Origin of the sequence: Nostoc sp. JL33 (assembly GCF_017114985.1) — a bacterium.
Taxonomy (GTDB): domain Bacteria; phylum Cyanobacteriota; class Cyanobacteriia; order Cyanobacteriales; family Nostocaceae; genus Nostoc.
The window spans coordinates 114,190-128,221 of the sequence record NZ_JABXKP010000074.1; the positions used below are offsets into that span (position 1 = coordinate 114,190).

Annotated in this window: 11 protein-coding genes and 1 pseudogene; 6 read left to right on the forward strand and 6 right to left on the reverse strand. The window is 42.4% G+C overall.

Annotated features, from left to right (window positions below):
* The first annotated feature begins 3 nt into the window (after positions 1-3).
* From HWQ23_RS21135 to HWQ23_RS33715, 4 genes are all read left to right on the forward strand, one after another.
* Positions 4-3,060: an AAA family ATPase gene (locus tag HWQ23_RS21135; RefSeq protein WP_292832291.1), complete on the forward strand. Its 3,057-nt coding sequence runs from the start codon at positions 4-6 to the stop codon at positions 3,058-3,060.
* Positions 3,061-3,465: 405 nt separating this feature from the next.
* A complete protein-coding gene (locus HWQ23_RS21140; protein ID WP_292832293.1) occupies positions 3,466-3,660 on the forward strand; it encodes a DUF2256 domain-containing protein in 195 nt (64 codons plus the stop codon).
* On the forward strand, positions 3,660-4,613 hold the full coding sequence (locus tag HWQ23_RS21145) for an isoaspartyl peptidase/L-asparaginase (RefSeq protein WP_292832296.1): 954 nt from the start codon (positions 3,660-3,662) through the stop codon (positions 4,611-4,613). Before HWQ23_RS21140 ends, HWQ23_RS21145 begins: the two co-directional genes overlap by 1 nt.
* 56 nt (positions 4,614-4,669) lie before the next feature.
* Positions 4,670-4,753 carry an NACHT C-terminal alpha/beta 1 domain-containing protein gene (locus HWQ23_RS33715; protein WP_472850407.1) on the forward strand — a complete coding sequence of 28 codons (84 nt, stop codon included), beginning with the start codon at positions 4,670-4,672 and terminating at the stop codon, positions 4,751-4,753.
* Positions 4,754-4,867: 114 nt separating this feature from the next.
* Here the strand turns inward: HWQ23_RS33715 and HWQ23_RS21150 are convergent, their stop codons facing one another.
* The 5 genes and pseudogenes from HWQ23_RS21150 to HWQ23_RS21170 all read right to left on the reverse strand — a co-directional run bounded on the left by HWQ23_RS21150 (position 4,868) and on the right by HWQ23_RS21170 (position 9,508).
* Positions 4,868-5,311 (reverse strand): DUF29 family protein, encoded by a 444-nt coding sequence (locus HWQ23_RS21150; protein ID WP_292832299.1) that lies wholly within the window; start codon positions 5,309-5,311, stop codon positions 4,868-4,870.
* Positions 5,312-5,422: 111 nt separating this feature from the next.
* Entirely contained in the window at positions 5,423-6,802 is a 1,380-nt protein-coding gene (gene glmU, locus HWQ23_RS21155; protein ID WP_292832302.1) for a bifunctional UDP-N-acetylglucosamine diphosphorylase/glucosamine-1-phosphate N-acetyltransferase GlmU, read from the reverse strand.
* A gap of 210 nt (positions 6,803-7,012) precedes the next feature.
* Positions 7,013-8,002: pseudogene (locus HWQ23_RS21160) on the reverse strand (HD domain-containing phosphohydrolase); the annotation flags it as partial.
* Positions 8,003-8,430: 428 nt separating this feature from the next.
* Positions 8,431-8,568, reverse strand: a complete 138-nt coding sequence (locus HWQ23_RS21165; protein ID WP_292832305.1) for a hypothetical protein — start codon at positions 8,566-8,568, stop codon at positions 8,431-8,433.
* A 16-nt stretch (positions 8,569-8,584) separates the two neighbouring features.
* Complete coding sequence (locus tag HWQ23_RS21170; protein WP_292832308.1) at positions 8,585-9,508, reverse strand: tRNA (5-methylaminomethyl-2-thiouridine)(34)-methyltransferase MnmD; 924 nt, start codon at positions 9,506-9,508, stop codon at positions 8,585-8,587.
* A 23-nt stretch (positions 9,509-9,531) separates the two neighbouring features.
* Between HWQ23_RS21170 and HWQ23_RS21175 the strand changes: the two genes are divergently transcribed.
* Positions 9,532-10,353: a sulfurtransferase gene (locus HWQ23_RS21175; RefSeq protein WP_292832311.1), complete on the forward strand. Its 822-nt coding sequence runs from the start codon at positions 9,532-9,534 to the stop codon at positions 10,351-10,353.
* Between the two features lie 342 nt (positions 10,354-10,695).
* Here the strand turns inward: HWQ23_RS21175 and HWQ23_RS21180 are convergent, their stop codons facing one another.
* The gene (locus HWQ23_RS21180; RefSeq protein WP_292832314.1) at positions 10,696-12,000 is read right to left on the reverse strand and encodes a porin family protein; all 1,305 of its coding nucleotides are present in this window, start codon (positions 11,998-12,000) and stop codon (positions 10,696-10,698) included.
* A gap of 565 nt (positions 12,001-12,565) precedes the next feature.
* On the opposite strand from HWQ23_RS21180, the gene HWQ23_RS21185 reads away from it, so the two are divergent.
* The gene (locus HWQ23_RS21185; protein WP_292832317.1) at positions 12,566-13,894 is read left to right on the forward strand and encodes a FecR domain-containing protein; all 1,329 of its coding nucleotides are present in this window, start codon (positions 12,566-12,568) and stop codon (positions 13,892-13,894) included.
* Positions 13,895-14,032 lie beyond the last annotated feature (138 nt).

A 14,032-nucleotide genomic window follows, 5' to 3' on the forward strand; every position in this document is an offset into this window, starting at 1 on the left:
TTTATGCCAAAACCAACTATTTTACTTGCACTCGATCCTCACAGTGCCGCTTTTTGTGCAGCCATTAAACGGCAACTGCAAGAATTTCCAGCCGAGCAAAGCAGTTTAATTCAAACTTATACTTTAACTTGGGATGGTCAAACTTTTGGCTTTAGTGGTGAGTTAGATCAGTTTGCTGATACGAGTTTTGATCTCGCTCAAACTCATAGTAAACAAGCTTATGTCTCCAAAATTCGGACTCAGTTCAGCGAAGCGACTGGCGAACTGCAAACTGCACTGATCGATTTATTGAAAACGGCAAATCAATCCAAAGAAGCGATCGCAGCGAAACGTCAAGGAGTGGAAATCAGTAGCACGCATCGAATATATCTCATGCTGTCAGCTAGCAATCAATTTACTAGGGGAGTCGTTTTTGAAATAGTACGCTTGATTCGTTGGCTATTTTCTAAGTACTTCACAGATATTCCTTACAGCTTAGAAGCTTTATTGCTACTACCAGGGTTATTTATCCAAGCCACAACTGCTGATTACGGTGCTGCTTACGCGTTTCTGAAAGAGTTAGATTACAAAATGACTACTGGAGTTGCGATTACAGGTACTCAAAAAGCACCACCTTTTGATAACTGCTGGCTGATGGATGAGCAAATTGGGGGACTGAGGGATAATTTGCCCAGCTATGCTGATGCTTTGGCAGGTTTTCTCACCGTGGAACCGGAAACCAACGGCTTATTAATTGGCGCACAAAAAGTCCGGGGGAAAATACCCGCCTATAGTGCATTTGGCTATGGAGAGCTATTTTTTGCCGGAGAAATAACTATTAATTGTTTGAGTGCTGCCTTAGCTGCCGATATTTTGATCGAGCAGTTTTTACCGAAGCCAGAATTCACTCCAGAGGCAATTCGCAAATGCCTGTTAGATGCGAAAGGATTTGTACTCAGCGAAGATTTCAGCAATGCTTTTCTCGGATTAGAACGAGATAACGGCAAACCAGTTTGGCAAGATTTTAATCCGCGCATTGAGATGCATATAGGCCAGGCTCAGGAATATGGAATGGAATTGCAGCGTGCTTATCGCCAATTTGAAAATAAAGAGCTACTTTCCTATAAGCGCACCCTGGAAACTTGTTGCAAACAATTGCAGGTAACATTAACGGCGTTCTTAGACCGCACCATTAATAACTATGCTGATGCTACACCTAGAGGTTTGCATGAAGTAGCTAGGCTATTAAACATATTGACCTTTTTGTATTTGGAACTGCAAACGGATGCCATTGGCGATCAATCTCAGAATCTGGTTACAGAACTGCGTGTGGCGGAAGCATTTCTTGATTCCAGATTGCAGGTAACAATTAATCAAGAAATCACCCAAAAGCTGCTCAACCAAATTCTGTCTTTAAAATCGCGGCAGCAACAATTACAAGATATGTTAGCTGAAAGAAATTCTGAAGAACAACTGCAAGAGCTTCAAACAACTCAGAAACAGCTAGATATGGCAATTGCTGACTATCGCCAAGGGTTGAATGCAGAAATCGAACAAACTCGAAAAATTCGTTTTATAGCGATCGCAGGCGCTCGTGAACAAGCTGCATCTGCGATCGTTGTAGCTCAAAATCACCTAACTGCCATTGAAAATCAACTTGAAACAGCCACAGATCAACTAAATGAACTGTTAACAGAAGAAAACCAATTTCGCTCTCAATATCTCGTCATTTATCCTATTTTGGTTGCTACTGCTTTATTCGGCTTGCTGATTCTGATCGGAATTTTCAATCAATCAACACTATTGCTATTATTGCAAAAGTTTTGGGCTAACTTAGTTAGTTACCTGCTTTGGATTGCGGTAACAATTCTGGCTTATTTAGGTATTGTTTGGCTCAAGTACAGCACTAATATTCGTGGTCGAATTCAAAAGATTCAGAAACAAATTAAACGACTAGAAAGCACTGTTAAATCAACCATTGTAGAATTACGTCGCAATTATAATGAACAATTAAAGTTGGAGTATGATTTATACGCCCAAAATCTCCGTGTCGAGGCATTGAATTATCTGATTAAAACAGTTAAACAAAGGGCTGAGACTTTACGCCAAACTCTTAGCAACTTGTCTGAGATGTACAATGATTTGGTTGCTCAACGCGACCAAGCTACGACGAACTTCTCAGAAGTTAGACTCACAGTTCTCACTGATGCGGATATTGATGCTTATTACCAAAGTTTCTTAACCACACTAAAAACTGAGACATTCACTCAGGAACGAATTAGCCGCTCTCAGTCGTGGAAAATTTCTGCTGAAGCATTTAAAAACCAACTTATCCCTTTTACTCGCCAGCAGTTTGAGCAACTGAGCAATTTGTCTATTGGAGAAGTATTAAACCAATCAGATTTAATTGCACAAAACACTGCAAATTTGCGTTTGAATCAACTTTATAATAGCGCTAACTTGTTGCTGCGAATTCAGGATATTGACACTAATTTAAACCCAACTTCTCAACGGGAAACTACTCTCTGGGTGGGAGCAAAAGATAAAGAACAAATTTTTGCATTTTACAGCCGATTTAGTCGCACTTTAACCGCCTTGGTAGCTGAAGATGAGCAGAGGTTGTGTGTTTTGACGCGTTCCTTGGGCTTTCCAGCTTATTTTCTCAGTCAAATTGAGTTTTATCGAGACTGCTATGAACGAACTCAGAGTGAACAAATCGACGAAGACGAAAACATTCCCGATTTAATCCCAGAGGAAATTGGCTCTAGTAGGGAATTAAAACTAGCTTATCAAACTTTGCTCTTAGCGATCGCTCTTGGGCTACTATCCCAGCATTCTCAAGGTGATTATCAATTCAACGGTCGGTCAATGGGTAAAGACCGAGAACAAATTGCCTTAGCTTTAGCAACTGAGTTCACTTTTCAGGAACTCTATGGAAACTTAGATGAACGTATTGAAACATTTGAACGTGATTTTATTTACCATAAATTACAGGAATTAGGAACATCTGCTTCATATTTAAATCATTACGAAGATAAGCTTTTAGATCATCTCCTCTCAGAGTATAATCCTCTGAATTAGGCGTTAAATCGCCTTATTTTACTTCTCTGAAAATTTACCCCCAACCTCTTCCCTACAAGGGCTATGGTGTACACACAAGTCATTGAATTACCCAAAACATTTTGAAAAACCTCACCCTGGTTCTGCTACGCAAAACCTGTCCCTCTCCTTACTAAGGAGAGGGAAAGATTTACCCTTGGGTAAAGCGAGGGTGAGGTTTTGATTTGTGGGTTGTAGAGTCAATTTGGATTGGGAATTTTCGATTTGTGTGTACACCATAGCCTTTTAGGAGAGAGGTCAAAAACAAGTCTAAAGATAGATTGACATTACATTTGTTCACTGAAAGTATTCTCCCTTCGTAGGAAACTGGTTATAATTGTCTTCCATCTATCTCAGAAATGAAATTATCCTATAGACACTATTTATATGGGACGTGTTCGTTCTAAATCTGACCTACCGACAAAAATCTGTCCGGTATGTCAACGTCCTTTTACATGGCGTAAAAAGTGGCAAGATTGCTGGGAGGATGTGAAATACTGCTCAGAACGTTGTCGTCGTCGCCGTTCTGAAGCTCAAAATGAAACTAACCGCAATACAGACGCAAATAGGGCAAGGGATTAATGGAGTCACAGGTGCAACCTAAATTAATTATTCATGGGGGGGCTGGTAGTTCTCTCCACGGTAAAGGAGGATTGGAATCGGTGCGCCGATCGCTCCATACAGTAGTAGAATTCGTCTATTCTCTGCTATTGTCAGGGACAACTGCCTCTGAGGCGGTGGTGCAAGGTTGCCAAATGCTTGAAGATAACCCCCGCTTTAATGCGGGTACTGGTTCAGTACTGCAATCTGATGGGCAAATCCGCATGAGTGCTTCCCTGATGGATGGCGCATCAGGGCGCTTTAGTGGTGTGATTAATATCTCGCGGGTGAAAAATCCGATTCAGTTAGCGCAATTTTTACAAAGTTCACCAGACCGAGTGCTATCGGATTTAGGATCGGCTGAGTTGGCGCGGGAAATGCAAATTCCCAGCTATAACGCTTTAACTGATTTGCGGTTACAAGAGTGGATACAAGAGCGCCAGGATAATTTTAAAAGTACAATGGCTGGCGTGGTTGCAGAACCCGAACTGGTAGAAACCAGCAATGCCGGACGCGGTACCATCGGCGTGGTAGCTTTAGATTCCTACGGTAGCCTAGCTGCTGGCACTTCTACTGGTGGGAAGGGATTTGAGCGGATTGGAAGGGTAAGTGATTCGGCGATGCCAGCAGGTAATTATGCGACTAGTAATGCTGGTGTTAGCTGTACTGGGATTGGGGAAGATATCATGGATGAGTGTTTAGCTGCAAGGATTGTAGTGCGTGTCACTGATGGTATGTCGCTCAAGGATGCCATGCAGCGATCGTTTGCGGAAGCGCACCAGAACAAGCGGGATTTGGGAGCGATCGCCTTAGATGTCAGTGGAGCGATCGCTTGGGGGAAAACTAGCGAAATCTTACTCGCCGCCTACCACGACGGCGAAAAAATTGGCGATACTTTGGAATGGGATGATAGTGAATTGATTGGCTATTGTTGATAGGACTTACACATCAAGTACGAAATGTATGGGCAATTCATGAATTGCCCCTACCATTGGACGCACCATTGAGAGGTTTTCCACCTAACCAGCCAAATTTACTCAATGCTATTCAAAGCTGGATTAATGAGATTGAATAAAGAATTGAGATGACAGTATCCTTTCAATTCAACCTATACCCTTTGAAATAACCCAACTCAGCGCTTAGTTGGGTTGGAAGCATCTCACTTTTGTCAAAATCGTCTAGCTCAGGGTTATTTTTGAATCAATTCTAGTGCCTGAGTTAAGATTCCTTGTTCGTCAACCATTGTGGCCAATTCTTGGGCTTCATAACGCCCTTTCCTGCGGAACGCTGCGCGAACAAAAGCTTCTAGCGCCGCTCTTTTCAGTGCCACTTGATATCCTTGTTGCAGAATATCCATTAATTCTGCTTGATTCAAGTAAAACCCACCGGATTTGCGGCGCTTGTTTATTTTGTTGATTTCACGCACCGTATTTTCTATCGAAACATCCCCAGAGCGAGTAGAACGTTTTTCGGCCTTTTGTTTAATTAAATGGATGAGCAGAATCACACCATAACTATCAATTTTATTGATTTTGTCACTGAGGCTCATTTCTTCTAACTCATCCACCAACAGCAGCGCCTCATGGATTTTGCCTTGTTCTAGAAATTGCCTAAGTTCTAGCAGTTCTTCCATGTTATATGTTGAAATTTTGGCTTTACTACTAATCTAGCTAGATTAGACAACTTGCAAAAATCCTGGCTTTTGCTCTAAAACCACAGATGAACCGCGATTAACACCGATGAATTATTTGTGTTGATCTGTGGTTTCATTTTCAACACTTTTCCTTTGCCAAGCTGGTTTTACCACCTGACGACTACGGGCAATCACCAGACAATCATCAGGGACATCTTCTGTGACTGTCGAACCAGCTGCGATATAGACATCATCACCCAAGGTAATTGGAGCCACTAAAACGCTATTGGCACCAGTTTTAGTCCGATCGCCTATTTTGGTACGATGTTTCTTCACGCCGTCATAATTGGCAGTAATTGTACCGGCACCAATATTCACCTGATTGCCGACAACTGTATCACCTATATATGATAAATGTGCCGCATTCGTGCGAGCGCCTAATTGCGTATTTTTCAATTCCACAAAATTCCCCACACGGCAACCAGCACCCACTTGTACCTGACCGCGCAAATGGGTATAGGGGCCAATTCGGCTTCCGGCTTGCACAGTACTATTTATTACTACTGAATATTGCACCGTGACATTTTCACTCAACTGGCTATTTTCAATTAAACTCCCTGGCCCAATGTGACTTCCGGTTTGAATCACCGTATTTCCTCGTAGGTGAGTTTGGGGTTCAATAATTACATCTGGCTGTAATTCCACTGTTTCATCAATGGTGATGCTTGTGGGGTCGATGAGGGTGACACCTGCTAGCATCCATTTTTCCTTGACTCGCTTTTGCAAAATTTCAGATGCTGTTGCCAGTTGCAAGCGATCGTTGATGCCGAGAATTTCTTGATAATCTTCCACATCAACTGCCATCACTTTTCCCACCTGAGTCACGGCATCAGTGAGATAGTATTCTTTTTGGGCATTGTTTGCTTGTAAATGGGGCAACACCTTTGCCAAATCTTGCCACCGGAAGCAGTAAACTCCAGCGTTAATCCGGTGATTTTCTCTTTGAGCAGCAGTACAATCCTTGTGTTCGACCATTTGCTGCACAATATTTTCATCGTTACAAAAAACTCGCCCGTAGCCCGTGGGATCGGGTAGGTGCGAGGTGAGGATGGTGGCGGCGTTTTGATTTTGGGCGTGAGTTTGTAACATTTGCTTAAGAGTTTCGCTGCGTATCAACGGTAAATCGCCGTTAAGTACCAGCAAATCCCCAGCGTAATCTTCCAAGTAGGGAAGTAATTGCTGGATGGCATGACCTGTCCCCAATTGCACAGTCTGTTCGACAAACTCCAAACTCTTAATTGAATGCATGGCGGCTTGCACTTTTTCGGATTGATACCCCACAATCACGATTCGCCGTGAGGGCGAAAGTGGTTGTACACTTTCGAGAACTCTCTCTACTAGCGATCGCCCACCCAAAGAATGTAAAACCTTGGGTAAGTGTGATTTCATCCGTGTGCCGCGTCCCGCCGCTAGAATTGCTACAACTACCATAATTAGCTATCAGCTATCAGTGAAATTGTGATTAATGCTGTTGGCACTTTAAAATGTAGGCTCAAATCATACCAGCTAATCATAGAAAACTGAAATTATCATAGGAGTCCGAATTCAGGAGTCGGGAGAACTTCACTCATCAAAGGCAGAGATTATAATAATACCAATTAGGGTTGATTACAGCAGCTACAAATCATTATTCCATACTCCCTACTCGCTCTGTTTTTCCTGACAGCAGCGAATAAACTCTGCAAACTGCTGCATTAGTTTGGGATTACGCCAACCGAAATCAGTTTCTTGTTGCATCATTGAAAGTGCTTCTGCTGAAGTAAAAGCTCTTTTATAAGGTCGTTCGCTGGTTAGGGCATCGTAAATATCAATTAACTGAAATACTTGCGCCAGGTAGGGAATATCATCCCCCTTGAGTCCATCAGGGTAGCCTGAGCCATCCCAGCGTTCGTGGTGATGACGAATAATCGGAATTACACCCCGCATACTGCGTAGTCGCTGGCAGATTTTTTCTCCAATCAAAACGTGCTGCCGCATGATCTGCCAATCTTCGGGGGTAAGTTTGCCTTTTTTCAGCAGCACTGCATCGGGAATACCAACCTTGCCGATATCGTGGAGATAACCACCCCAGATCAAATCTCGAATTTGGTAGCGTGAGAGGTTGAGGTATTCACCAAAAACTTTTCCTTGTTTTACCAGCCGTTCACAATGATCACCTGTGTTAGAATCGCGACTTTCAATAGACATGGCAATGGAAAATAGTACTTGTTCGGCATGGTCTAAATCTTCGTTCAAACGCTTCTGCCGCACCAAAGACTTTACACGCGCCGCCAGTTCCACACGATCAAAGGGTTTGGTGAGAAAATCATCAGCCCCAGCTTCAATTCCCCGAATGCGCGATCGCTTGTCATTTAACGCCGTAATCAAAATCACTGGGATTAGCCTAGTCTGCTCATCCTGTTTGAGTAATTGGCACACTTCAAATCCATCCATTCCTGGCATCATCACATCCAGCAAAATCAAATCTGGTTGTTTTTGAGTTACCAATCCGACAACAATGAAACCACTGTCCGCCTCAATCACTTCGTATCCTTCTATCCCCAAGAGGGAAACAGCAGTCATGCGACTAGCAACATGATCGTCAACTACTAAAACCTTCGGGGGATCTAAATCAAATCCATTCACTTCACTTTAGAACCATTGTGGTTTGTAGTGTTCTAGATACCAATGAATCATCACCGCAATTAACATCAGCTTTTATCCAAGAAGACCTTAGGCTTGTCTATGTTCAAGCATAAGATTCTTCTTGAGATCAGCCTAAAGAATAACCCATAATTAAGCTATTTGGCTTGTAAAAACTTGTTGGCTCACTATCTGGAAAAGAAATCAGAATTTTTGGCAAAAAAAATGTCTAACTTTTCTGCAATAGCGATAGCGTTCGTGCAGCGTCACAGCCCGTCGTAGACATCGCAACTGAACTAAGCTGTTACAGCTTTAATACCAATTCTGTATGAAGATGCGCTAAACCATATTTAAGTAGAAGAAAGAAAAACGTAGACGCATTCGCGGAGCGTCTCGTAGAGAAGCGGTGAAGCAGCGCCAGAACAGGGGAGGCAGTGCTACAGGTGCGGTTTCCCGACTTGTCCCTTGTGCGTTTCACGAGAGGCAGAAGCAACTGCCGTCGGCGAGCCAAAGATTGTTGCACCTGGGGTGGTTTCATGAGCGACTGGTGTTAGCGAAGCGTTAGCGATATGCAAACTAGATGTAAACAGCTTAGAAACTAGTTCCCATAAAATCTCTGCCTTGTGTTCCCAATAACCACTTTTTCCGCCAACGGGAGGTAGGTTCCAGCCAAGAGGTTTGTTGCTCTTGTTGTCGCCGGATCACGATTACTTCGGTTGGATCGCTCAATTGAGGATCGCGATAGGGAATAGCAGCACGGGTTAGCAAGTGTTCTTTTTCAGCTTGCGAGAGGGGAGGAAGTGCTGAGTAGTGTTTTAACTCAGCACTCCCAGAATGGGCTGCCACAGTACCAGGCGATCGCCTTCCCACAGGTGGGGTAGAACCAATGATCAAGCCAGCAGACAAAAGTGCTGTGCGTACAGCAGCAGCACAAGAATAGCTGGCTAATAAACCATCTGGATGTAAACACAATGACAGTTGTTTAATAAATTCAACAGTCCATAATTGAGGACATTGAGGTGGTGAAAAGGGATCGAGGAAAATTGCATCTGCCGAGAAACCCGACTGATGTACTAGCATGATCGTAGTTCTAGCATCGCCAATTAGTAGCTTCGCTTTCAGGCGAGGTGTTTGCACTTGATGCTCAAAAGCTAGCTGTTTCAAAATTTCAATATAGTCACAGTTCCAATTGTCAAACAAGTGATGAGCGATCGCAGCTTGTGGAACAGATGGATTCAGTTCTAAACCGATTACTTCAACACAACAACCAGGATTCACTGCCCATATTGTCTGCAAAGCAGCAGCTGTGTTATATCCTAGACCATAACAAATATCCAATAGTCGCAAGACTGGTTTTTGAGCGGCTGTAGCCAGTTGAGTAGGTTCCACAAACTTGAAAAAACTCTCCTGTTTAGCTCCATAATGGCTATGAAAGGATTCACCAAACTCTTGAGAGACAAAGGTGAAAGAACCATCTGCTGTTAACTTAGGTGTAAAATTCTCTAAGTCTGACATTTTATAAAACTAAATAATGACCAATGCCCAATACCCAATTTGTTGTTTCGCCAGCTTGGCTGTTTGAACATCTAGAAGATCCGCAAGTTGTGATTGTGGATTGTCGCTTTTCTTTAGCCGATCCACAACTAGGACAACAACAGTACCAGACAAGTCATATAGAAGGGTCATATTACCTAGATTTGAATCAGGATCTTTCCAGTCCAGTGGGTAAGCATGGCGGGAGACATCCTTTACCTAACCCCAATGATATAGCTAACAAATTTGCAGCGATTGGGGTAAATTACCAAAAAACTTTAGTTGTAGCTTATGACGATTCGGGCTTTGCCTTTGCGGCTCGTCTGTGGTGGCTGTTGCGCTATCTAGGACATGAGCAAGTAGCAGTACTGGATGGAGGCTTTGCTGGATGGCAAAAAGCTGGGTATTCTGTTACAGATGTTATTCCTCACCCCCGGATGGGTAAGTTTGTAGCTCAAGTACAAACAAAAAAGGTGGTAGATATTACAGAGGTGAAAAGCCGGAAAGATAGCCAGGAGGTAGTATTGGTAGATTCAAGAGAGAGCGATCGCTACCGAGGTGAACGAGAGTCAATTGATAAAATTGCTGGTCATATTCCCGGTGCTGTCAACTATCCCTGGCAAGAAGTTACAGACTCTTGCGGCTACCTACTCCCTGAAGAGGAACAACGCCGTCGGTGGGAAAAGCTAGAAACAGCCGCAGAAATCTTGGTATATTGCGGTTCTGGCGTTACTGCTTGTGTGAATTTACTTTCTTTAGAATTAGCTGGCATTAACAAGGGTAAACTTTATGCTGGTAGCTGGAGTGATTGGATTTCCTATTTATAGTCAGGAGTAGAGACGCGATTAATCGCGTCTCCACAGGAGTGAGAAGTTAAGAATTAAAACTCCAACCTCTGCCAATTTTAGATTTTGATAAGTATTGGGCGAATAGAACAAGACTGTTGGCGAATTGATAAGGAGTCTAACACATCAACCTCAATCCATCTTAATTTCAGTGCGTTTCAACGTACTTTAGCTATTAGCCCGCAATTTATTGCAGGGCGGGAAAGCAACGCAAAACCGATGTTTTAAGGATGGGGGGTTTAACAAGAGAGTGAATTTACCAACAGTCTCTTTCTAATCGCCACGGCTGAAATAAAAATCCAAACTCCAAACTCCAAACTCTGATCAAAACCCACCTAATTGCAAATTGTAATTAATACTGAAGAACCAGCCATCAAAATCAATGTTTTCCTCGGTTGAACTACCTAAACTCACTCCAGCCTGCACATTCATATTAGTGGTATTGGATATTCGGTAATTTAAATGCCCGAATAGCCGATGAAATTGGTCTTCTCGATCGCGCTGTGTAAAGTCAGAAAAGTTCACCTGGTAGTCAATACCAACCTGGAGAGGCTTTTGCAAGTAGTAGTTTAGAGAAACCCAAAAGGAATTGATGATCCGATTACGACTTAGGGGATCAGCAAAATTTACATTCAATTCGTAGAAGCTATCTAGCGTTAATTTTGGAGTTAAGGGATCTCGCCGCCCCAAAGACAGTTGCAGGGAATTCTCGTTTAAAAAGCGATCGCCTGCTTTGAAGCTATCCAAGTGATCGCTATTGTTGGCATAAAATAACTGTTGATCGCTCCAAGTGATTTCTCCGTACATTCGCTGTGATAGCTGCTGGTAAATACTGAGATTAAATCTTACCTGGTTGTAATCATATTGTGACTGATTTATATAACGAATCAGATTGCCATCAATTGAGCCGTTTAAATAAGTCTTAGATCCCAAAGGGAAATATGCAGAGGCTAACGTCAGTCCAGAAATAATTAAACCATCTTCTATTGGAATATCATTTGAGGAAAAAATGTTATCTGTCTGAAAGTAGCCTATACGGGACTGGAGATAGCCTATGGGTTTAAACTTAACTACGGGTTGTTCTGTTGGTGGGGGTGGCTGCTGTTCTAAAGGTCGTAACCGCACACGCAACCCCAATTCGCGATCGCTATCAAATTCAGGTGGTAGTTTTGGCGATCGTAGCAGATATATTAGCCTCTCTAGCCTTTGGGAGTAATTTATCTCAGGTGCATTTAATAGCTGCTCTTTTGAGTCTGGAGGAGATATAGGTAAATTACTTGGCTGCGATTCTAGCTGTGGCCGGTCATTTTGCTTTTGAGTATCTTCGGATTTTTTGGTTGTGTCAGGAACTTGAGTTGTTTCTCGTGTTTGTTGCGCCAGATTTAACGGCATCTGGGAGTCTAAAGGATGCGACTCACTGGACTGCTTGCACAAAGAGTTAATTGCCTCTTCCTCCAACTTCTGACATAATAACTGCTGGTAATTTACCTGTCTGCTTGCTAAATTTTGAGAACGCCAAATATCTCTATTTGCAGATTCTGCCGCATCTACTCTAATGCAACACCAACTTCCACCACTGGACGTTAACAAAATACAAAAAAGCAAATTTTTCCAGTTCTTCAGTCGCATCTAGTTAGACCGCATTCAGCGCGTTTGACAAATGTAGACCTACAAGCTATATCAAAAGTTCCGGCTCAGAATATGCAATTGAGTGCATCTATTTTAGCCTTGTAGGTATATACTGAAACTACAAACTCAAATTGCTGCTTTTCGGATTTTTCTGAGATTTTTTTGCAAAACTGAAAAAAATCCGACGCAATTTTGACTTAAATTTAGTGAAATACAGCCAGTGAGTCATTTCACAACAGATCCCTAACAACTTCTTGTGCTTCATACCTCATGACCCTATGGTTGATCTGATTAAAAAGGATTATCTGTAAGTTACTTCTGATTTAATTGTTTATATCAAGTACTAACTTTTAAATCTGCCACAGACTCTATTGCATACAATGTCAGTTTTAGAAGAAAAACTTAAATCAACTAAATATATAGTTGATTTGTTATCTATTTTAGGTATTAAATGTAAACTAAAATGCAAACAATTTCACTCAAAAGAACTTCCTCTAACAATTAGCAGCAGCTGAAACCTTTAAGTTTTTTTGGTATTAGTTGAAGTTCACAAATTCTCAAACTTATGTTTCATAAATTGTTTCCACTATTAGTAATTGCTTTATGGGGAATTATAGTACTGCCTTTGCCAGATCGAGTAAATGCCATAACTCCTCTGACGCGAGCAGAGATTCAGAACCTCCTCAACTTCGTACAACTGATACCCAGAGATAAACACAAGAAGCGTCCTGCACGCAAATCAGATGCAATGATTCCTGGGGATGGGTTGTCAACTGGTCGAGCTTCCCTAGCAGACTTGCGGTTTAACGACGGCTCTTTTGCACGAGTTGGGGAACAGGCTATATTTCAATTTTTACCAAAGACTCGCAGCTTTAGACTGTCAAACGGAACTGCATTGCTACTTATCCCACCTGGAAGGGGGGAAACACGTATACAAACGCCAAGTGCAGCAGCAGCAATTCGTGGTTCAGCATTATTTGTACGCTACAACCAACAAACGGATACCACGATTGTGGGTGCGCTGACAAATAGCGGCATTGAAGTTTCTAATCAGGAAGCTTCTCAAACTCAGGTGCTGCAAGCAGGACAGATGATGGTTATAGTTAAAGGCAAATTTCAGGGCTTATACGATTTTGATCTCAGAAATTTTTATGAAACGAGCGATCTAGTTCGGGGATTTGATTTGAATAGGCACAATCTTACACCTGCGGCCGATCCAGCGATCGCCAGCGTTCAATCTGAAACTGCTGCGGCTTTGAGGGCGCAGCCGCCAATAACAGGTGAGGGAGTAGTTGAAAACCCATCTTTTGCAGAGTTAACTACTAGTCCTTCAACTTCCCCCACCAATGACACAATCACAAGCAATTCCCCATTAGACCCCATTGGAGATGATTCCCCATTAAATTCCTTTGAGGACATAAGACAAGTCCTGTCAAATACTGAGGAGCGTTCTAGGATAAATCGTAAGAATAACAATTTACGTGTTCAAAATAATAACGTACAACCTATACCAAAAACTCCTGTAGAATCTATACCAAAAACTCCTGTAGAACCTATACCAAAAACTCCTGTAGAACCTATACCAACAACTCCTGTAGAACCTATACCAAAAACTCCTGTAGAACCTATACCAACAATTCCTGTAGAACCTACACCAACAACTCCTGTAGAACCTACACCAACAATTCCTGTAGAACCTACACCAACAATTCCTGTAGAACCTATACCAACAACTCCTGTAGAACCTATACCAACAACTCCTGTAGAACCTACACCAACAACTCCTGTAGAACCTATACCAACAACTCCTGTAGAACCTACACCAACAACTCCTGTAGAACCTATACCAACAACTCCTGTAGAACCTACACCGCCGCAAAAACCAACCACATAAACGTAAATTTATACCCGATGCCAAGGGCAGAACTATAACAAGTTTTAACTACTGCCTCTATTGCCGTCAAAGCAAAAAGTGATATTCCCTACGACTAGAGAACATCTGCTAACGCTAGATTAAATCTAGGACAGGACT

Coding starts and splice junctions, on each gene's coding strand:
- HWQ23_RS21135 (WP_292832291.1), top strand. CDS start 4: ATGCCAAAACCAACTATTTTACTTGCACTCGATCCTCACAGTGCCGCT.
- HWQ23_RS21140 (WP_292832293.1), top strand. CDS start 3,466: ATGGGACGTGTTCGTTCTAAATCTGACCTACCGACAAAAATCTGTCCG.
- HWQ23_RS21145 (WP_292832296.1), top strand. CDS start 3,660: ATGGAGTCACAGGTGCAACCTAAATTAATTATTCATGGGGGGGCTGGT.
- HWQ23_RS21150 (WP_292832299.1), bottom strand. CDS start 5,311: ATGGAAGAACTGCTAGAACTTAGGCAATTTCTAGAACAAGGCAAAATC.
- glmU (WP_292832302.1), bottom strand. CDS start 6,802: ATGGTAGTTGTAGCAATTCTAGCGGCGGGACGCGGCACACGGATGAAA.
- HWQ23_RS21170 (WP_292832308.1), bottom strand. CDS start 9,508: ATGTCAGACTTAGAGAATTTTACACCTAAGTTAACAGCAGATGGTTCT.
- HWQ23_RS21175 (WP_292832311.1), top strand. CDS start 9,532: ATGCCCAATACCCAATTTGTTGTTTCGCCAGCTTGGCTGTTTGAACAT.
- HWQ23_RS21180 (WP_292832314.1), bottom strand. CDS start 12,000: ATGCGACTGAAGAACTGGAAAAATTTGCTTTTTTGTATTTTGTTAACG.
- HWQ23_RS21185 (WP_292832317.1), top strand. CDS start 12,566: ATGTTTCATAAATTGTTTCCACTATTAGTAATTGCTTTATGGGGAATT.